General features: G+C 54.1%; 16 protein-coding genes. 9 read left to right on the forward strand and 7 right to left on the reverse strand.

Annotated elements, in window-relative coordinates:
• The first annotated feature begins 28 nt into the window (after positions 1-28).
• Positions 29-604: a M35 family metallo-endopeptidase gene (locus ABSH60_RS23170; RefSeq protein ID WP_056772526.1), complete on the forward strand. Its 576-nt coding sequence runs from the start codon at positions 29-31 to the stop codon at positions 602-604.
• Positions 605-696: 92 nt separating this feature from the next.
• On the opposite strand, the gene ABSH60_RS23175 is transcribed toward ABSH60_RS23170, so the two are convergent.
• The 7 genes from ABSH60_RS23175 to ABSH60_RS23205 form a co-directional block, all read right to left on the reverse strand.
• On the reverse strand, positions 697-1,083 hold the full coding sequence (locus ABSH60_RS23175) for a YebG family protein (RefSeq protein ID WP_183849175.1): 387 nt from the start codon (positions 1,081-1,083) through the stop codon (positions 697-699).
• Positions 1,084-1,320: 237 nt separating this feature from the next.
• Positions 1,321-2,991 carry a methyl-accepting chemotaxis protein gene (locus ABSH60_RS23180; RefSeq protein WP_390976424.1) on the reverse strand — a complete coding sequence of 557 codons (1,671 nt, stop codon included), beginning with the start codon at positions 2,989-2,991 and terminating at the stop codon, positions 1,321-1,323.
• Positions 2,992-3,243: 252 nt separating this feature from the next.
• Complete coding sequence (locus tag ABSH60_RS23185) at positions 3,244-4,842, reverse strand: nickel ABC transporter ATP-binding protein NikE (RefSeq protein WP_390976426.1); 1,599 nt, start codon at positions 4,840-4,842, stop codon at positions 3,244-3,246.
• Positions 4,839-5,663: an ABC transporter permease gene (locus ABSH60_RS23190; RefSeq protein WP_056772537.1), complete on the reverse strand. Its 825-nt coding sequence runs from the start codon at positions 5,661-5,663 to the stop codon at positions 4,839-4,841. The genes ABSH60_RS23185 and ABSH60_RS23190 overlap by 4 nt, the downstream gene beginning before the upstream one ends.
• An 18-nt stretch (positions 5,664-5,681) precedes the next feature.
• Positions 5,682-6,620: an ABC transporter permease gene (locus ABSH60_RS23195; protein ID WP_122096938.1), complete on the reverse strand. Its 939-nt coding sequence runs from the start codon at positions 6,618-6,620 to the stop codon at positions 5,682-5,684.
• Between the two features lie 91 nt (positions 6,621-6,711).
• A complete protein-coding gene (locus ABSH60_RS23200) occupies positions 6,712-8,253 on the reverse strand; it encodes an ABC transporter substrate-binding protein (RefSeq protein WP_200930281.1) in 1,542 nt (513 codons plus the stop codon).
• Positions 8,254-8,325: 72 nt separating this feature from the next.
• Positions 8,326-9,231 (reverse strand): homocysteine S-methyltransferase family protein, encoded by a 906-nt coding sequence (locus ABSH60_RS23205; protein WP_390976428.1) that lies wholly within the window; start codon positions 9,229-9,231, stop codon positions 8,326-8,328.
• A gap of 489 nt (positions 9,232-9,720) precedes the next feature.
• Between ABSH60_RS23205 and fhuE the strand changes: the two genes are divergently transcribed.
• The 8 genes from fhuE to ABSH60_RS23245 all read left to right on the forward strand — a co-directional run bounded on the left by fhuE (position 9,721) and on the right by ABSH60_RS23245 (position 20,352).
• On the forward strand, positions 9,721-11,952 hold the full coding sequence (gene fhuE, locus ABSH60_RS23210; protein ID WP_390976430.1) for a ferric-rhodotorulic acid/ferric-coprogen receptor FhuE: 2,232 nt from the start codon (positions 9,721-9,723) through the stop codon (positions 11,950-11,952).
• 720 nt (positions 11,953-12,672) lie between these two features.
• Entirely contained in the window at positions 12,673-13,161 is a 489-nt protein-coding gene (gene tssB, locus ABSH60_RS23215) for a type VI secretion system contractile sheath small subunit (RefSeq protein WP_136375139.1), read from the forward strand.
• Positions 13,158-14,639, forward strand: coding sequence for a type VI secretion system contractile sheath large subunit (gene tssC, locus ABSH60_RS23220; protein WP_217204288.1), 1,482 nt, complete (start codon positions 13,158-13,160; stop codon positions 14,637-14,639). The genes tssB and tssC overlap by 4 nt, the downstream gene beginning before the upstream one ends.
• Before the next feature lie 26 nt (positions 14,640-14,665).
• Positions 14,666-15,148, forward strand: a complete 483-nt coding sequence (locus tag ABSH60_RS23225; protein ID WP_056772552.1) for a hypothetical protein — start codon at positions 14,666-14,668, stop codon at positions 15,146-15,148.
• Positions 15,149-15,203: 55 nt separating this feature from the next.
• Positions 15,204-15,620, forward strand: a complete 417-nt coding sequence (locus ABSH60_RS23230) for a GPW/gp25 family protein (protein ID WP_056772556.1) — start codon at positions 15,204-15,206, stop codon at positions 15,618-15,620.
• The gene (gene tssF, locus ABSH60_RS23235) at positions 15,613-17,409 is read left to right on the forward strand and encodes a type VI secretion system baseplate subunit TssF (RefSeq protein ID WP_122096616.1); all 1,797 of its coding nucleotides are present in this window, start codon (positions 15,613-15,615) and stop codon (positions 17,407-17,409) included. The genes ABSH60_RS23230 and tssF overlap by 8 nt, the downstream gene beginning before the upstream one ends.
• Positions 17,400-18,353, forward strand: coding sequence for a type VI secretion system baseplate subunit TssG (gene tssG / locus ABSH60_RS23240; RefSeq protein ID WP_390976434.1), 954 nt, complete (start codon positions 17,400-17,402; stop codon positions 18,351-18,353). The genes tssF and tssG overlap by 10 nt, the downstream gene beginning before the upstream one ends.
• Positions 18,354-18,390: 37 nt before the next feature.
• On the forward strand, positions 18,391-20,352 hold the full coding sequence (locus tag ABSH60_RS23245) for a type VI secretion system tip protein TssI/VgrG (protein WP_390976436.1): 1,962 nt from the start codon (positions 18,391-18,393) through the stop codon (positions 20,350-20,352).
• Positions 20,353-20,354 lie beyond the last annotated feature (2 nt).

A 20,354-nucleotide genomic window follows, 5' to 3' on the forward strand; every position in this document is an offset into this window, starting at 1 on the left:
GGGATCGCTTCATATAATTAAGGTTTTTATGACTCCTCATATTACCCAAGATGTCATTGAACACATCGCCCCGCGGGAAGTGATTATGCAGGCATGGAATGCGGTGGTGGCAGGCCTGCAATATTGCACTCAGGATACCGCCAGAGCACGCTGGGCGCGTCAAAGCTGGTTTGGAAAGCACATGGAGTCGTCACCGGAACTTCTGGCCAGGCTGACGTTATTACAGAACTTCGTTAATTCAACCAAGCCATTGACGATCGCTTTTGATCCCCTTGCCAATATTCCCACCGCGATTGCATATACTTATTCCCGGCGTCTCGATGATCCTTTACGTGTTCCCGCCATTTATTTAACCAGGAAATTCTGTACCGCACAGACCAATGACCGGGTGAAATATCTGATGAAAAACCGGAATAACAACGGCGTGCAGATTATTGCGTTGGCACACGAGCTTTCTCATCTGGTGATTGGCACTAACCGGAAAACGGGCAACTACTCTGCCGAGAAATATGCTCACGAGGCAAAAAACTTGCGCGATAAAGATCCGCAATATGCGTTACATAACGCGGACAATTATGGTTTCTGTATAGAGATGTGTTCCTGATCCGATCCCGGTGTCAGTGCGCGTCGCCCGCCTGCCCACGCAAAAACGCCCTGACAGCGGGAAACCGCGATCAGGGCGTTATTATCAGGTCATCAGGCCGCTTTGACGGCGCGTACCTTTTTGGTTTTTACCGCTTCTTCCGGCTGTTCTTCCATTTGCGCGTCTTCGGTATGCGTGTCTTGTGCATCAGCCTCTTCCGTCACGTCTGATTGAGCTGCGACGTTCGCCGGGGCACTTTCCGTTTCAGGCAGTTTGCTGGTGCGCAGGATGTGCTGAACGGCGTCTTTCTGCTCGGCGAGGTGCATGGCGATGGTTTCCGCCAGCGCTTCGTCAATTTCAATGTTGCTCTGTAACAGCCAGTCAGTAAAAGTATCTGCCATGTCGAGCATTTTGTCGTAGGCGTCTGCTTCTTTCTTATTGGCAAATGTCATTTTTTCTTCACCTTTTCTGACCACCACAAATTTTGTTTCAACAGCCATGATTTCACTCCTTATACTGTAATTATGTACAGTATATCAACAATGGGTAACGCTGACATCATACATTTAAATTTTTGATGCGTATTTTTAATGGCACGCATTATACGGCGGGATCAATGAAAGAGGTTTTCAGCGGGAGAAAAAGCGGCTATCGGAATAAGAAACAGAGGCTGAGCAACCGCTGACGCCCGTGGGCTGGCGTCAGAGGTTTATCGGAAAGAGACGATTAATCCGGAATTAAAACGTCTCCCAGGAACCTTCATCACCTTTGTCCAGCGGAGAATTCATGCGGTGAGACAGCAGCGCCGGTCTTTTCAACGGCGGCGTCTGACGCACCGGCGCGTTCACTCCCGCCGCGCTGACTTTAAAGATGCTGATGGACTCCGCCAGACGCTCGGCCTGTTCGTTCAGGGAATACGCCGCCGACGAGGCTTCCTGCACTAACGCGGCGTTCTGCTGCGTCACTTCGTCCATTTGGGTGATGGCTTTGTTGATCTCTTCGATCCCCGTGCTTTGCTCATGGCTGGCGATGGAGATTTCACCGACGATATCCGTCACGTTCTTCACGCTGGACACCACTTCCGCCATGGTGGCACCGGCTTTCGCCACCAGTTGCGTACCGTTATCGACTTTCGACACTGAATCGTCGATCAGCACTTTGATCTCTTTTGCCGCAGAGGCAGAGCGCTGCGCGAGGTTGCGAACTTCTGAGGCCACCACCGCAAATCCACGCCCCTGCTCACCCGCGCGGGCGGCTTCTACCGCGGCGTTCAGCGCCAGAATGTTGGTCTGGAAAGCGATGCCGTCAATCACAGAAATGATATCGACAATTTTGCGTGAGGAAACGTTAATGCCTTCCATCGTGCTGACCACCTGCCCGACCACTTCCCCGCCTTCGACGGCAACACGCGACGCCTGTGCGGCAAGCTGATTCGCCTGACGCGCGTTGTCGGCGTTCTGTTTCACGGTGGCGGTCATTTCTTCCATGGCCGACGCGGTTTCTTCCAGCGAGCTGGCCTGCTGTTCGGTGCGGGAAGAGAGATCCAGGTTACCCGCCGCAATCTGACTGGACGCACTGCTGATGGCCTGCGTACCCGAACGCACTTCGGTGACGATCCTGAGCAGGTTTTCATTCATATTTTTCAGCCCCTGCATCAGCTGGCCGGTTTCATCGGTGGAGGTCACGCGAATGTCCGTGGTCAGATCCCCGGCGGCGACACTTTCCGCCACCTGCACCGCCGTGCCCAGCGGGCGGGTAATCGAACGGGTGAGGAAATAGCCCATGATCATCGCCAGCAGAACGGCGATGACGGAGAAGATAAGCGTCAGCTGAATGGCCGTTGCGCCCTCTGCGACGGCCTGTTTGCCTTCGGCGCGCAGTTGTTGGTCCTGTGAATTCGCGAACGCGTTCGCCAGGTCTAAGAACGCGTTTTGCGAGGTGGTCAGTTTACGCAACACGTATTCGTTGGCGCCGTCCACATCCCCGGCGCGGGTCAGTGCGATCAGCTCCTGCTTGGCGGTTTCGAACGTTTCACCGGCCTTTTGCAACACCTGAATTTTTTGTTTCCCGGTCACCGTGCTCTGGATCGCGGCAATTTTATTCATTGAGGAATTCGTTTCCTGAGTTGCGCTATCAAGCTGCAAATAACGATTTTTATTTTGCTCAGGGTTTTTAATATCAATGACAATGCCGCGCAGGAATTTAATCTGTGAATTGACGCTGTCACGAACATCAAAAGCCAGACGCACTTTGACATAGCGATCGCCGATAATTTGTTCTACGGCGTCGTTAATGCTGCTTATTTTGGTGATGGCGGTAACGCTGACGATGATTAATAACAAAACAACCAGACCGAAGGCGGCGCCCAGACGAGCGCCTACCTTCATATTGCTGATAAAATTGAACATTTTTTCCCTTATTTCCTGACTATAAAAAACAAATACCATCAAAAATAATTCAAAATATTGACGATTACATAGCGAAACTACTTTCAAATATCTTATTTAATTCAGAGGGGTTATCGGTAGAAATAAGGGGAACTTTAGGCGCACAGCAGAATGGAAAGTGTAAAAAGAGGTGAATGAATTTATAACGTTACTGAACAAAGCGGGGTCACATCCTCCCCTGCAAAGAGGGAGGATGTGTGAGGAGGATTAAGGTCAGAGAATAACGCTGGCAAACCTCTCTTCCAGCCAGCCGACGCGCATTTCAGGCACCGAGCGCAGCAGTTCGCGGGTGTATTCATCCAGCGGTTCAACCAGCGTCGACGCCACCGGCCCCTGACGCACAATCACGCCCTCTTTCAGAACCGCCACTTCATCGGCGATTTCACGCACCACCTGTAAATCATGCGTGATGAATAAATAGGCGATGCCGGTGTCCTGCTGAATGCGACGCAGCAGCGCCAGCACGTCGCGCGCGACCAGCGGATCGAGCGCCGATGTCGGTTCATCGCACACAATCAGTTTTGGCTCTGCCGCCAGCGCCCGCGCAATGCAAACGCGCTGCTTCTGCCCGCCGGAGAGTGCGGCCGGAAAACGTTCTGCCAGTTCAGCGTGCAGGCCGACCTGCGCCAGCAGCTCCCTGACGCGGGCATCGCGCTGGCTGCGGTTGAGATCGGAAAAACAGCTCAGCACGCGGGCGATCTGGCTGCCGACGCGTTCTTTTGGGTTCAGTGCGGTGTCGGGGATCTGATGAATCAGCTGCACGTCACGCAGTTGCAGGCGGCTGCGCTGACGCAGATTCGCAGGCAGACGCTCCTGCCCCAGGCTCACCTCTCCCGACTCCGGGCTGAGCAGGCCGCAAATGACCTTGCCGAGCGTCGATTTCCCCGAGCCGGATTCACCGATCACCGCCAGCGTGCGCCCGCGCGGCAGACGCAGCGACACACTGCGCAATACCGGCTGCGCATGATAACGGGCGCTGATGTTGTTTATCGTCAGGGCCGCCGGTGCGTCGCCGGTTTGCGGCGTTTTTACCTCTCCCTGCGCATGAAGAAGCCGCCGGGTGTAATCCTGCTGCGGTTGCGTCAGCAACTGAGGAGTGGGCGCCTGTTCGACGGTTTTACCCTGTTGCAGCACCATGATCTGATCGCTTAACTGCGCCACCACCGCGAGATCGTGACTGATGTAAATCGCCGCCACGCCGGAAAGGCGGATCACATCGCGGATGGCTTTCAGCACGCCGAGCTGCGTGGTGACGTCCAGCGCGGTCGTCGGCTCATCGAAAATCAGCAATTCGGGGCCTGCGCACAGCGCCATCGCAATCATCGCGCGTTGCAACTGGCCGCCCGACACCTGATGCGGATAGCGCTGATAAAACTGTTGCGGCTGAGGCAAACCGAGCAATTCAAACAACTCGAGGGCTTTTGCCTGCGCCTGCCGGCGGTCGGCCACCTTATGTTTCAGCGCGGCTTCAATCACCTGCTCGCCCAGCGTGATCGCCGGGTTAAACGCCGCCCCGGCAGACTGCGCCACGTAGGCAATATGCCGCCCGCGAACCTGACGTAAACGGCGATCGGAAAGCGTGGTCAGCTCCTGACCGTTGAACAAAATGCTGCCGGATTCGATGCGCATCCCCTGACGGCAATGGCCGAGAATTGCCAGCCCGATGGTCGATTTCCCGGCACCGGATTCACCAATCAGCCCCAGCACTTCGCCACGATTTACGGTAAACGACACATTATCCACCAGCGTGCGCGGATTTTTTCCCTGTGAAACCACGCGTAAATTGTCGACGCTCAGTAAATTCCCGCTCATGCTTTTCTCCCCCAGACGCGCGTGGTCCCGCTCATCAGCCAGTCCGCCACGGCGTTCACCGCGAGTGCCAGCACGGCAATCGCACCGCCCGGCACCAGTGCCGCCCAGACGCCAAACAAGATGCCGTCTTTGTTATCACGCGCCAGCCCGCCCCAGTCTGCGGTTGGCGGCTGGATGCCTAAACCGAGGAACGAGAGCGCCGAGAGAAACAGCAAAATAAAGATGAAACGCAGGCCGAATTCGGCGATCAGCGTCTGTAACGCGTTGGGTAAAATCACGTGCCAGAGGATCCAGCCGAGGCTTTCACCGCGCAGCCGCGCCACGTCAACAAACTCCATCACGCCGATATCCACCGCTAATGACCGCGCCACCCGCAGCACGCGGGTAGATTCCAGCAGGCCGAGCACCAGCGTCAGCACCAGAATGGTTTTCGGCAGCACCGCGAGCACGATCAGCGCCAGAATAAGCGTCGGTATCGCCATCACAATATCGTTACAGCGTGAAATCACCTGATCCAGCCAGCCACCGCGCAGACCGGCAATAAAGCCTAAGGTGCAGCCGACGGCGAAAGCCACCAGCGTCGCCAGTGCGGTTACGCCGAGAGAAACGCGCGTTCCCCAGATGAGGCGCGAAAGCAGATCACGGCCAAGATTATCGGTGCCCAGAATGGCGTCCGGCCCCGGCAAATCCCACGACATACCGAGAGTCTGATCCGGCGCATGGGGTGCCAGCCACGGCGCAAAAATAGCGATGAGAATAAAGAGGCTCAGCACCAGCAGGCCAAGAGCGGAGGCGGGTCTGAGTGAAGCGAAAGCGGGCATTGCAGCAATTCCTAAGATTTAACGGTTGTGGCGCAAACGCGGATTGGCAACCAGGGCCATCACATCCGCCAGCAAATTCAACAGGATATAAATCCCGGCCAGCAACAACGCACAGTCCTGCATCACAGGAATATCGCGTTTACTGATGCTGTCGACCATGTACTGTCCCAGCCCCGGATACACAAACACGTTCTCGACAATCACCACGCCGACCATAAGATAAGCCAGATTGATTGCCACGACGTTAATGATCGGGCCGATCGCGTTGGGCAGAACGTGACGCCACAGAATGCGCGACGGCGACAGCCCCTTCAGCAGCGCGGTGTCCACGTAAGCAGAACTTTGCGCGGCGATCAGCGCGGCGCGGGTCATGTTGCTCATGTGCCCGAGGATCGCCAGCACCAGCGTGGCGCACGGCAGGGAAATCGCCGACAGTTTTGCCGCCAGCGGCATGTCCGCCGTGATGCTGCTGTTGCTCGGCGCCCACGCCAGCGTGATGGCGAAAATCAGGATCAACAGATAACCGGAGAAGAATTCCGGCAGCGCAACGGTGGCGCGGGTGATGGCGTTGAGCAGGGTGTCTACCCAGCTGCCGTGAAAACGCACCGAGATAAAGCCAATCAGCAGGGCCAGCGGTACGGCGATGGCCGCGGTGCAGCCCGCCAGAAACAGCGTATTGCCAAGGCGGGTAAACAACGGGCCGCTGATGGCTTCGCGGGTGGAGAAACTGGTGCCGAAATCGCCGTGCAGGATGCCAAACAGCCAGCTCAGATAACGGCTGACCGCCGGTTTATCCAGCCCCAGTTGCAGGTTCAGTTCACGAATGGCATCCGGCGTGGCGCTCTGGCCGAGGATCGCCGTGGCGGCGTTACCCGGTAACAACTGCACACCGGCGAAAATCAGCACCGACACCGCGAGGACGATCAGTACGCCGTAAAACAGGCGTACCAGCACCATGCTCAGCAGGCCGGAACGGGAGTGCGAAAAACGGCCCGCAGGCCGTTGTGTCACTTTTGGAGAGGACAAATCTGACATTATTTTACCCGGTTCAGCTTTCGATCCAGACTTTCTCTGCCGCACGGTTGCCACTGAGTGGCATCCCCGGCACAGAGGTGAACCCTTTGATTTTGGTGGAACACCCGTCCAGCGCATCGGCGTACAGCGGAATGATTTCGCTGCCTTCATCCACCAGCATGACCTGAATGTCGTGGTAAATCTGCTTGCGGCGCGCTTCGTCCGGCTCACCGCGCGCGGCTTTGACCATCGCATCAAAGGCCGGTACGTGCCACGCCGATTCATTCCACGAAGACTGGCTGGTGAATACCAGTGAAAGCAGTGCATCCGCGGTCGGACGGTTTGCCCAGTTCGACGACACAAAGGCTTTCTTCTGCCAGATATCATTCCAGAACGCATCGTCCGGCACGCGCACCACATTCAGGTTAATGCCCGCTTTGGCCGCTGACTGCTGATAAAGCTGACCGGCATCGACGGCACCGGGGAAACCGGCATCCGCCACGTTGAGGGTCAGCGGGCCGCTGAAGCCGGATTTTTTCCAGTGGAACTGGGCTTTTTCAGGGTCGTACGGACGCTGCGGGATGTCTTTGGCGAAGTAGCGGTTCGACGGGAAGATCGGGTTGTCATTCGCCACGCTGGCGTAACCGCCGAGCACGGTATCGATGATTTGCTGACGGTCGATGGCGTATTTCAGCGCCAGACGGCCATCGACGTTATCAAAGGGTGCCAGATTCGACAGGCCTGGGAAGGTATAAATCATACTGTCTTTGGCGCGCACCAGTTTCAGGTTCGGCATCCGTTCGATACGGCTGACAATACGCGGGTTCACGCGGTTGATGAGCTGCGCAGAGCCGCTGACCAGCGCCGCCACGCGCGCGGTTGAGTCGTTCATCGCCAGCGTTTCGACAGAATCGACGTGGCCGCGTTCGCTGTTCCAGTAGTTCGGATTGCGTTTGGTCAGCGTGGTGACGCCCGGCTGGAATTTTTCCAGAATGAACGCTCCGGTGCCGATGCCTTTATCAAAGCTTTCGTTTTCTGCGGTGATGGCAAAATGCACGGCGCTGAGAAGCCAGACAAATTCGACATCCGGCGCATTCAGTTTGATCGTCACTTCATGTTCGCCGGTGGCCTCGATCGAGCTGGCGGATTCTAAGTATCCCTTCACCGGTGAAGTGGATTTTTCGCCACGGTGGTGATTGAGGGAGTAGACCACGTCTTTCGCGCCCAGCGAGCGGCCATCATGGAACTGCACGCCCTGACGGATTTTCAGTACCCAGGTTTTGCTGCCGTCAGCGGATGCCCAGGATTCGGCCAGCGATGGCGCAAGTCTGGCGTTTTCATCGATTTCCACCAGATTATTGAACAGCTGTGAACCGACAAAATACATGTAGGTTTCGAACCAGAACGCCGGATCGAGGCGGTCTGTGCTGGAGGCGTTATCGACGCCCACCACTAAGTGGCCGCCCTTCTTCGGTTTTTCAGCCTCAGCAGCGAAGGCTTTGCCCAGCCACGTGGAACTGGTGGCAGCCGCAATGGAAAGTGCCCCCGCACTTTTAATAAATGAACGACGATCAATCATGGTTTTCCCCTGTCAGGGAGGGCCTGCGCCCTCAAATGTCGTCAATACGTTATGACGTTTTGTTATGCGTTATTTTTTCGTAAATGCCTGTTTCATCGCGGCAATGTGTTCCGGCCCGATGCCGCAGCAGCCGCCGACCATGGTGGCGCCCTGCGCCACCCAGTCTTTGGCAAAGTCGAGATAACCGGCAGGATCGGTGTCCTGACGCATTTTGCTCAGCCCTTCATTCGCGCCACGTTTGTTATCGGAAGGCTCGAATGCGTTGGCGTACACGCCAATATCCAGTGCGGAACCTTGTGCGGTCAGCGCGGCGCGTGCCGTGTTGACCGCCGTCGCCATCACTTCCGGGCGGCTGCAGTTAAACAGCACCGCCCCCGCAGACACCCGCAATGCTGCGTTTACCGCGACATTCACTGATTCACCCGAGCGCAGCAGCGCGTTGCCGAATTCATCAAGGTTGTCCTGCAGGGTGAACGAAAGCCACAGCGGGCGCGGGTCATTGCCCAGTACCTCGCGAACGGTTTCCACTTCGGCCACAGAACTCTGCGTTTCGGCCAGCCAGACATCGACGTAATCCGTCAGATTATCCACCAGCACGCGCAGCAATTTTTTGGCGGCTACCGGTTCGAACAGATCCGGACGATAAGATCCCAGAACCGGAGGAAGCGAACCCGCGACCTGCACGGCAGACGGTGACGAATCTGCCGCTTCACGCGCCAGTTTGCCGGAGAGCGCAATCAGCGCCGCGCCCTGCTCTGCAAACACCGGCTCGCTGATGTGGAAAGGCACGACGGCATAACTGTTGGTGGTGATCACCTGAGAACCCGCGGCGATAAAGGCATCATGCGCAGCCCGGACAAATTGTGGCGCTTCCATCAGCGCCAGCGCCGACCATTCAGGCTGACGAAAGGGTGCGCCCATGCGGGCCAGTTCGCGGCCCATGCCGCCATCGAGGATTTTAATGTTACTGATCATTGTGTCGTCACCTGGTGTTTTTCTTAACCGAATCAAGCGCTACGTCATATTGATCCGCGAGGTGGCTCCACTCTACAAAACGAACGTTTAGATGTCTAGATTTCTTAATGGCTAAACTATGCAAAAAAACATTCATCGCAACTATGCGATGCAAAGCGCAAATAAATGAACGCAATGATAAAAGCCTGTTCTCCGGCATTTCTGCACTGATATTTCACTTAAGTATCATCATTATAAAATTTATGTCTTATCCCTGCCCTTTCCCAATTCCGCCACGAACTTTACCTTTGTTATATTTATTTACACCTGAAAGCTCAATGCGTATTATTCTCATTCGCTTTATTGTCCCCACCCATTTCCTGCCCCTCCAGCCCGGTGTTTATCAGGGTTTGGCGAAAAATGGCGGGCGGTAACGCGAACATAAAACATAAAAAGCAGTGGCGACGTATAAGCAGTATCAAAAAATAAATAATCGTTTGGAGAATAACAATGTTGTTCGTTTCAGGGCCGTCCTTAACAGAAAGTCATACAGTGAAATCAGCCCGTAAGGGGAATAACCATTTAGGCCGGAAACTTTCGCTTTCCGTTATTGCCGTTTTTGTTTCCTCTTCGATTCATTCCGTGCAGGCTGCACCAACCGCCGCGCCGAAAGCCGCCGACGATACCGTGGTTGTCACCGGTCAGACGGGCAACGACACCGGCAGCACCGCGCAAGATTACAGCGTGCCGGTCACTACCGCAGGCACCAAAATGCTGCTGACGCAGCGCGATATTCCTCAGTCGGTCAGCATCATCAGCACACAGCGTATGCAGGATCAGCAGTTGCAAACGCTCGGTCAGGTACTCAATAACACTACCGGCATTACGCAAAACGTCGCGGATATGGATCGCCGCACATATTACTCGCGCGGTTTTCTCATCGACAACTACATGACCGACGGTATCCCTACGGTGTTTGAGCCGCGCTGGAACCTGGGCGATGCCGAATCTGACACCGCGCTGTACGAACGTATCGAAGTGGTGCGCGGCGCAACCGGTCTGATGACCGGGCCGGGTAACCCTTCCGCGTCGGTAAACATGGTGCGTAAACACGCCGACAGCAAAGAATTCACCGGCAACGTTTCCGCCACCTACGGCAGCTGGAACAAACAGCGCTATGTTGCCGATCTGTCCACGCCATTGAGTGAATCGGGCAACGTGCGTGGCCGTCTGATCACCGGTTATCAGGACAATAACAGCTACGTCGAACGTTACGGCGCAACCAAAAAGTTCGTCTATGCCGCCATAGATGCCGACGTGACCGATTCCACCCTGCTCTCCGCAGGTTACGAATTCCAGCAGACCGACGCCGACAGCCCGACCTGGGGCGGAATGCCGCGCTGGTACATTGACGGCAGCAAAACAAATTACCGTCGCGGTTTTAACTCCGCGCCGGACTGGGCCTACAACAATAAAGAAAGCAAAAAACTGTTCACCACCCTCAAACAGTCCTTTGATAACGGCTGGGTGGTGACGCTGAACGGCACGCATAACGAAACGCTGATCGACAGCAAACAGATGTATATCGACGGCTATTTCGATAAAACCACCGGCGCGGGCGTCTCTTCTTACGCCGGTTATCCGGTCGTGGGCGGCACCGGCTACAACACCGGTAAGCGTAAAGTGGATTCCGTGGATACGTTCGCCAGCGGCCCCTTTGAGCTGTTTGGACGCGAGCATGAGCTGATGACCGGAATCAGCTACAGCAAGCAGCAGAACACTTATTACAGCGCCTTCGCCAATATCTCCACGGAAGAGCTGGGAAACTTTAATAACTTTAACGGTCAGTTCCCGGAAACCGAATGGAGCCCGCGCAGCCTGTCGCAGGAAGACACCATTCGCCAGAAATCCGGCTATGTCGCCACCCGTCTTTCTCTCGCCAATCCGCTGCACCTGATCCTGGGCGCACGTTACACCAACTGGAATTCGCACACCCTGACGGACCAGATCGAGAAAAACAACATCACGCCTTACGCCGGTCTGGTGTATGACATCAGCGAAAACTGGTCAACCTACGCCAGCTACACATCGGTGTTCCAGCCGCAGACTTACCGCGATATCAATGGTGCGTACCTGTCGCCGGTCATCGGCAAAAACTACGAAGCCGGTGTGAAATCCGACTGGATGAACAGCCGTCTGACCACCTCGGTGTCGATTTTCCGCGCCGAACTGGATAACGTCGCCCAGGCCACAGGCCGTACCATTCCTGGCTCGACAGATGCCGCCTATGAAGGGAAAAACGGCACCGTCAGCCGTGGCGTGGAGTTTGAAGTGAATGGCGCGGTGACCGACAACTGGCAGATGACCTTCGGCGGTACCCGTTATATTGCAGAAGATGAAAATGGCGAAGCGGTCAACCCGAACCTGCCACGCACCCAGCTGAAGCTGTTTACAAGCTATCGTTTACCGATGTTGCAGGATCTGACGGTCGGTGGCGGTGTGAACTGGCAGACCCACGTCTGGGATGACGTCTCAGGCCCGGATGGCGATGGCACCCGTCATGCGGAACAAGGCAGCTATGCGCTGGTCAGCCTGTTCAGCCGCTATCAGGTCACCAAACAACTGTCGGTGCAGGCGAACGTCAACAACCTGTTTGATAAAGAGTACGACACCAGCGTGAATCAGTATGTGGTGTACGGCGAACCGCGTAACCTGTCGGTGACGGCAAACTACAGCTTCTGATAACACCAGGTAAAATTACGGCGACCGGCAGCATCAATGTGGCGGTCGCCGACGTGTTAAAAATCCCTTTCCTGACTCCACCAGCCCCTCATCCCGATGTTCAATTTCTGCAAGCCTCCTTAATACTGTTCTGCTAAAAACTTCCGCAAAAACAATGTGTGATGACTTTTTGTTAAGATAAATAGTTATTTATTATAACTTACTCACCAATATTACCCTGAGTAATATGTCATATTTACAGTGATGGTTTTTAAATTTCTCATGCATACCTGAATTGATTAAATTTCATGCGGCCGCCATGAAATATTTTTCGGTCCGTTAATGATATAGATATTATTAATAATTAATTAAATAACATAATCCGTGTAAATATAATTTAATCCGTTACTTAGTGGACATCCCTATAATAAATAAAGAGTATTTCATGATCAGGAAAAATTCATCTTAAAGGATAGCTTAAAAAGAATTTTATGGTAGTCTGTGCGGCCATGTAACGACCCTGGTGATTGTATTAAATCAGTTGATTCATCATGGTGATGCATATTAAATTATTTAGTAATTAATGAATAACTTCAGCATACCAGCGCTTAGTGAATGTGTTTGTCATTCACTATATCTGTATGTAAAAAAAACCTTTTCCAGAAAATTGTTAGATCGTTAGATTTTAAAATGAATCCCCACCTGGCTCATTGCATGAGTCAAATAATGTCGGATAAATATATGAGCAATACACAGCATAAATTAGATAAAGCAAGGCCACCCCGCGTACAAATTACTTATGACGTGGATATTGGTGATGCACAAACCGTCAAGGAATTACCTCTGGTTATTGGCGTGATGGGCGATTTTAGTAAAACTAATGACTCCCTGCGTGAGCGCAAATTCCTCAACATTGATAAAGACAATTTCAGCGGCATCATGGCGTCCATGAAGCCTGAAGCGGAGTTCCTGGTAGAGAGCGCTTTGCCTGAGCACGCCGGAAATCTGGCAGTTTCGCTGACGTTCAACAGCATTGAAGATTTTTCGCCGGACAACATTGCCCGCCAGGTGGACCCGCTGCGCAAACTGATCGAACTGCGTGAGCAGCTGTGCGATTTGCGCAACCGCGCGGCCAGCAATGAACGCCTGAAAGAACAGCTTTCCGAGTTATTGCAGCAGCAAAACTTCACGTCGTTAAACCTCAGTGAAACGCAAGGAGAGCAGGAATGAGTGCTGAGCAAATTCTCAATGTGGCGGCCGGTTCTGCGCTGAGCGAAGATTATCTCGATAAAATCATTGATAACACCCAGGCCATTCGTCGCGAATCTGATCGCGGACGCATGAAGTCCCAGCTGAACAACTTCCTTGCCGAAGTGGTATCCGGCGCAGTCGTGGTATCGAGCGATCTCATCGGCAGCATCGAAGACCGTATCACGGCGATTGATGAGCTGCTCTCCAGCCAGATAAGCCTGATCATGCACGCGCCAGAATTCCAGAGAAAGGAATCCTCCTGGCGTGGTCTGCATAAACTGGTGGAGTCGAGCGTCACAGAAAATACCCAGGTGCGCCTGCTGCAATGCACCAAACAAGATTTGATGAAAGACTTTAAATCCGCGTCGGATTTCGATCAGTCGATGCTGTTTAAATGCGTCTACGAAAGCGAGTACGGTACTTTCGGTGGCGTGCCTTTCTCCGCGTTTGTCGGTGATTTCCAGTTCGATAACACCCCGCAGGATATCGAGCTGCTCGAGCAAATTTCCCACGTCGCTGCCGCTGCACATGCGCCATTCCTGAGTGCCATCGCGCCTGGCATGTTGTCGATGAACGATTTCTCCGACATGCCGCGCCCGCGCGATCTGGCGAAAATGTTCGACACCACGGATTACGCCCGCTGGCGTTCATTCCGCCAAACAGACGACAGCCGCTACATCGGCCTGACGCTGCCTGCGGTGCTGGGCCGTATGCCGTATGGCGCCAAAACTGTGCCGGTCGAGACGTTCGGCTTTGAAGAGCAAATTCTGGAAAACGAAGTGGGCTCGGACTACCTGTGGATCAACTCCGCTTACGAATTAGCGGGCCGCATCGTCGACTCGTTCGAAGAGTACGGCTGGTGCGCCTCGATCCGTGGCGTGGAAGGAGGCGGCCTGGTCAATGCTCTGCCAACCTACCACTACGTGTCTGAAAGCGGTGAACGCGTCATGCAGTGCCCGACGCAGGTGGCCATTTCCGATCGCCGCGAGAAAGAGTTGTCCGATCTTGGCTTCATTCCGCTGGTGCATTGTAAAGGCACTGATTATGCGGCGTTCTTCGCGGTGCAATCGGTCAACAAACCGCGCCTGTATAACTCGGATCAGGCAAACGCCAACGCACGTCTGTCCAGCCAGTTGCAGTACATCCTTGCAACGTCGCGTTTTGCTCACTACCTGAAATCTATCGTTCGCGACAAAGTCGGCAGCTTCATGTCACGCAGCGAATGCGAAGAATATTTGCAGAAATGGATCATGCAATACGTGGTCGCCTCTGATAACGCCGGGCCGGAAACCAAAGCCCGTTACCCGCTTCGTGAAGCGAGCGTTGAAGTGGTTGAAGTGCCTGGCTTCCCTGGCACATTCCGCGCGATTGCCTATTTGAAACCTCACTTCCAGCTGGAAGGTTTAAGTATGTCACTACGTTTAGTCGCAGACTTGCCTGCGGCGGCCAACACGTAATTGTCATTTATAAAAGGAAATAAAAAATGGCGAAGTTAAAAGACTGTCAGTTCATCAAAATCACTATCGACGGCAAAGATGTTGCCGGTTCTTCCGAAGAGAAGAAATATAAAGGCTGGATGGAAGGTTTTTCCCCTGCGGGTCTGACCACCTATTCCGGGCCTGACGGCACCTATTTCGAGTCTTGCAGTGCTTCTATTCTGGTGACCAAAGAAACCAGCAATCTGTACGAGCAATACCTGAAACGCGGCTATAAAAAAATCGCGATCACTATCGTTCATCGCGGCTCAGACCAGTTCGACCAGGATTATGAAATTCAGCGTTCCGTTTATAACGACTGTAAATTCAGCAGCCTGAGCTTTGATATGCGTGACAAGTTATTCATGAACCTTACATTCGGTTACGAAGGCATGGTTGAAGTCACCTTCAACGTGCCGAATGCGCTGGAATCCGGTCTGGATAAAATCGGGCCAATCAAATACGACATTCCTGAGAAAGCACTCAAGTAATCGTTATTTACAAAAAGCAGTGCGTAAGCACTGCTTTACTGACATGAGATTTCCAATGCCATCATTTTTACTTCGCCTCAGTGATAACCAGCCGCACATAGAAGAAGAAAATTACCGGAATGAAGACAAAAGCACCTGGCTAATGAACGAGCTTAAGATGCTTTTTTCTTCACGTTCGCGCTTTCCTGCCATTGAAAACATTCCACTGGTGAATGCATCAATTTTAAATTACGGCATCAATGAATCAGTTTCGCAGATTCAGGAAACCGATCGCCGGAAAATAGTCATTGAAGAACGGATTAAAAATACGTTGCAGCGCTTTGAGCCGCGATTAACTCAGGTGGAAATTATTACCAACACCAATAATCCTTCCAACGTCATATTTGAAATAAATGCATTTCATCAGGCATTGCCAATGAAATTCGCACTGGTCTGGGACGACTGTACGGGTAAGTTTTATTTCAATGAATAGGCTACTGTCGTATTACCAAAAAGAACTGACCTTTTTGAAACAGCATGGCAAAGCCTTTGCCAGCCGTTTTCCTAAAATCGCGCGCCGTCTCGGGATGATCGAAGGTGAGTCTGAAGACCCGCACGTCGAAAGAATCATCGAATCATTTGCGCTGTTAACCTCGCGCATTCATCAGCGCTTAGATGACGATATGCCGGAAGTCACCGAAGCATTGCTGACCGCCATCGCGCCGCAATTTTTGCGTGCCATGCCATCAACCTGCATCGTGTCAGTTGAGCCTAACCGGCAAACCAGCGGCATTACTGATAAAAACACCATTGCCGCAGGAGCATCACTGTTTTCGCGCCACATTGAAGACGTCGTGTGTCAGTTCCAGACGGTGTATCCGGTGGTGCTTTTGCCCCTGTCGGTAGACAAAGCCCGGCTGAACTTTAATGAAGAAGATCTTAACTGGCATCTGCACTTAGGTTTTCAGGTGTGGTCGGGCGCGGTGGTGGCAGGGGAATCTTTACGCCTGTTTCTGCACGGACCGAGTAACGCCGTGAATATCCTCTATACCCTGCTGTGCTCTGAAATCAGTCAGTTGCACGTCCATCAGGGCGAGGCATTTTACCCGCTGAAAAGCTCGGCGATAAGCCCGGCGGGTTTTACCCATGAAGAAGGATTGCTGGCACAAGACCCCCGCGTCGCGCCGATCCATGCGTTATTGCAGGACTATTTTTTCTTTCCACAAAAATTCTACTTTCTGGATATTCAGTTACCGGATTCTTTTCACGCCAGCGCCAATTCCCTGTTCAGTTTTGAAGTGGTGTTTAACCGCACGCACCTCAACCAGCACCTTGAGAAGCTGGCAAAAATTATTGATGCCTCTTTCTTCAGGCTTAACTGCACTCCGGCCATCAACCTGTTCGCCCAGCGCGCAGAGCCGATCACCCTGACGGAAAACACCGCCGAATACCCGGTGATTCCCGACATCCGCCGTCAGCAGCAGATTGACGTCTGGGCGATCAACCACGTGTTTATTCAGAGTAAAGAAGATAACGAGAGAGTCTCGCTGCCCGTTCAGCCGCTGTTTGGCATCGACCATTCACGCCTTGAAGGCGATGCGGGTATTTACTGGCAAAGTTTCCAGCGCGAAACCATGACTGCCAGCGGTGCCGGGCGGAAAGTGTTTATCGCCTTTGCGAACCGCAACACGCAGCCCGCCAGGCCTGACGCCGACATAGTGACCCTCAGCCTGACCTGTACTAATCAGGCCATTCCGGGGCAGATGAAAAACGGTCATCCGGAGGGGGATTTTGACTCCGACCTGCCGCTGGCCGGGCTGAAGATCTGCGCGCTGAACCGCCCGACGCGGCCAATCTTGCCGCCGGACAAGAGCGCCCTGCGCTGGCGTCTGATTTCCCAGCTTTCCCTCAATCATATGCTGCTGAGCGGCAGTCAGGGCGTGCAGGTACTGCGTGAAACGCTGATGCTGTACAACTTCCATGACCTGCCGGCGATCACCCGGATTATCAATATGATCCTGCATCTTGACGTGCAGCCGGTCACCACCCGGCTGGTGGCGAATGATCCGCAAACGCTGGCGCGCGGGGTGTCGCTGACGCTGACCTTCACTCATGAGGCGATCAACGAACCGGAATACTACCTGATGTGCTGTTTTCTGGATCACTTCCTGGGGCTGTATGCGCCCGTCAACAGTTTCACCCGCGTCACCACCCAGATTGAAAACGAAGCGCATACCCGCCGTCTCTGGCCGGTGCGCGCAGGGAAACTGTCATGGATTTAACGCGCATCACCAGCAGGTTCAATTTTTATCAGCAGGTCAGAACGTTGCTGCACAAGTTGCGGCACCGTAACGCGCCCGCAGACACGCCCTCCGCCGACTTGCTGGACGCCAGACTGCGGCTGATCTCAACACTCTCGCTGGAAGCACCGGCGGGGCAAATTGCCAGCATTGAACAGGAGACGCCGGAAGATCCGCTTCGCGTGACGGTGTGGCAGAACGGGATGACCGGTGCGCTGGGCGCGTTACCGACGGCCTACAGTGAATGGATGATCGAGCGTCATTATCGTTATGGCGACCACAGCGCAAAAGCGTTCCTAGATATGTTCGGCCACCGGCTTTACTGCCTGGACTATCTGGCCTGGCAGAAAAACCATTTATATGCCCGCGCCGAATCGGAAACTCAGCCGCCCTTACAACAGGCGACGCTGGCGCTGACCGGCCTGCTGACCTCGATGTCCGTTTCCGGCGGCGAAAACTACGCCCATTTGTTCTCCTCACCGGTGCGATCGCTGGTCAATCTCGAAGTCTGGCTCAGCCATTACTACGGCGTGCCTGTGCACATCACGCCTTTTACCGGCGGCTGGAAAACGGTCGATCCTGCCGAACACTGCCAGCTGGGAAAACCGGGGCAAACGCTGGACACCGCGCCGATGATTGGCCGCGTGCGCTGGGAAGTGCAGTCACATTTTGACGTCACGTTTGGCCCGATGGATCAGAACCAGTCGCAGCACTTTATCCCGCAGGGGAAGTTTTATCAGGAGATCTGGGGGCGCATTCAGGAGTACGTCGGGCCGGGTCTGGATTTCTCGATCCACCTCAGTATCAGCAGCCGCCACACCCTGCCCGTGCCGCTGGGCGCGGGGCAGCTCGGCCTGGGAATTTGTATTGGTCACCGCGACCCTGAGCAATTGCTCAAGGTTTGCCTGCCGGTCTACGCCGCATAACGTTGCATGCACTGCGCATTTCAAAAGGAAGATGAAAATGCTACTAACCGCAAAGCTCGAAGAGATGCAGAAAAATCATTTTCTGCACTGGAACGGCACCATCGCCTCTGACTTATTACTGCTTTCTTTGCAGGGCACGGAGTCTGTTTCCGCGCCTTTTTGCTATGAACTGCGTTCCATGACCGAAATGAATGAAAAAGGTCTGGCGGCGTTACAGGGCAAAGCGGTGTCATGCCAGATTGGCGACGGGAACCGCAACCTGCCCCAGCGCTACCTGCACGGCATTGTTACCCAGATCCAGCGTGGCCGGGATGCCAACAACCAGACAATCTGCATTCTCAAACTCGAACCTGCTTTTGCGCTGCTGCGCATGGGGCGGTCGATGCGCGTCTGGCAGAACATTTCGGTGCCAGATTTAGTCAAAAAACTGCTGGGTGAACACCAGATTAATCAGGTGGACGTGCAACTGGGCAGCACCTATCAGAAACGTGAATATTGCGTGCAGTACCGCGAGTCTGACTTCGATTTCATCAGCCGTCTGCTGGAAGAAGAAGGCATTTACTACTTCTTCAAACATCAGGCAGATAAACACACTCTGGTGCTGGCCGATCAGCCCGCCGGACATCCGGCCGCCAAAGCGGGCAGTCTGGCCTGGCATCATCAGGGCGATGTGCTGACCGGGGGTAACATTGACAGCTGGTCTTCCAGCTCGCATCTGATGCCCGCAGAAGTCGCGCTATCCGGCTACAACATGCAAAAAGCGGCCGGTGTGGCCGACAAATACGCATCAACGTTAAAGGGTCAGAGCGTTGATAATCTGAACTTTACTGACATCACGCCGTTTGCCGAACGCTCGCAGCTCACCAGTAAAGCCAGAATCGCGATGGAAGGGTTTGAGACGAATACCACGCTGTACGAGGCAACGGTCAACGCCCACTGGCTGAGCTGCGGCGAAGTTTTCACCCTCACCGGCCACCCGACTGACAACGACACCTACCGCGTCCAGTCGCTGAGCCTTGAGGCCAGCAACAATTTTGAAAGCGGCACCGGCGGTTATCGCTGTGACATTCACGCACTGCGCAACAGCGTCAAATGGCGGCCAGTCTGCACCCGCACACCGCCCGATATTGCCGGTGTGTTGATCGCCAAAGTGGTCGGTCCTTCCTCCGAGGAGATCCACACCGATGAGTTCGGGCGCATCAAAATCCAGTTCCCGTGGGACAGCGAAAACAAAAACGACGACACCAGCTCGTGCTGGGTGCGCCTTTCCCAACCCTGGGCGGGCAGCAAATTTGGTTTTCAGTTTATTCCCCGCGTCGGCAGCGAAGTGCTGGTCAGTTTTATTCAGGGCAATCCGGATTTCCCGCTGGTCACCGGCTCCGTTTACAACGGCCAGAACAAACTGCCGTTCACTTTACCGGACGAGAAAACCGAATCCGGCTTCGCGTCACGCAGCACCAGCAAAGGTGGAATGGAAGACGGCCACCGCCTGAGTTTTAACGATAAAAAAGGTGAGGAAAAGCTGACCATTACCGCGCAAAAGGATCTGTTGCTGACGGTAAAAAATGATGTCACCAGCGAGGTGAAGCATGAAGTCAAAAGCAAAATCGGCGCCAACCGCAACACCGAAATCACCAAAGGCGACGACACGCTGGTGCTGAAACAAGGATCGCTGCACATCACCCTCAACAAAGGCGATATGCAGCAAAAAATCACCGGCAACATGACCACCAGCCTGAGCAACGGCAACTACTCCCTCACGGCGACCGGCGGCAGCGGCAAGATCAAAACTGACAAAAGCTGCGTGATCGAATCCACGCAGTCCATCGAGCTGAAAGTCGGCTCGAACAAAATCGCGATTTCACCGAGTGGCATCACCATCAGCGGCACGATGATCAAAATCGAAGGGTCAGGCACCGCAGAACTGAAAGGCGCAATGACCACGGTGCAGGGAAGCGGCATGACGCAGATTAAGGGCGGCATCATCAACATTGGTTAAGG

Origin of the sequence: Rahnella sp. R3(2024) (assembly GCF_042920125.1) — a bacterium.
GTDB classification, from domain to species: domain Bacteria; phylum Pseudomonadota; class Gammaproteobacteria; order Enterobacterales; family Enterobacteriaceae; genus Rahnella; species Rahnella rivi.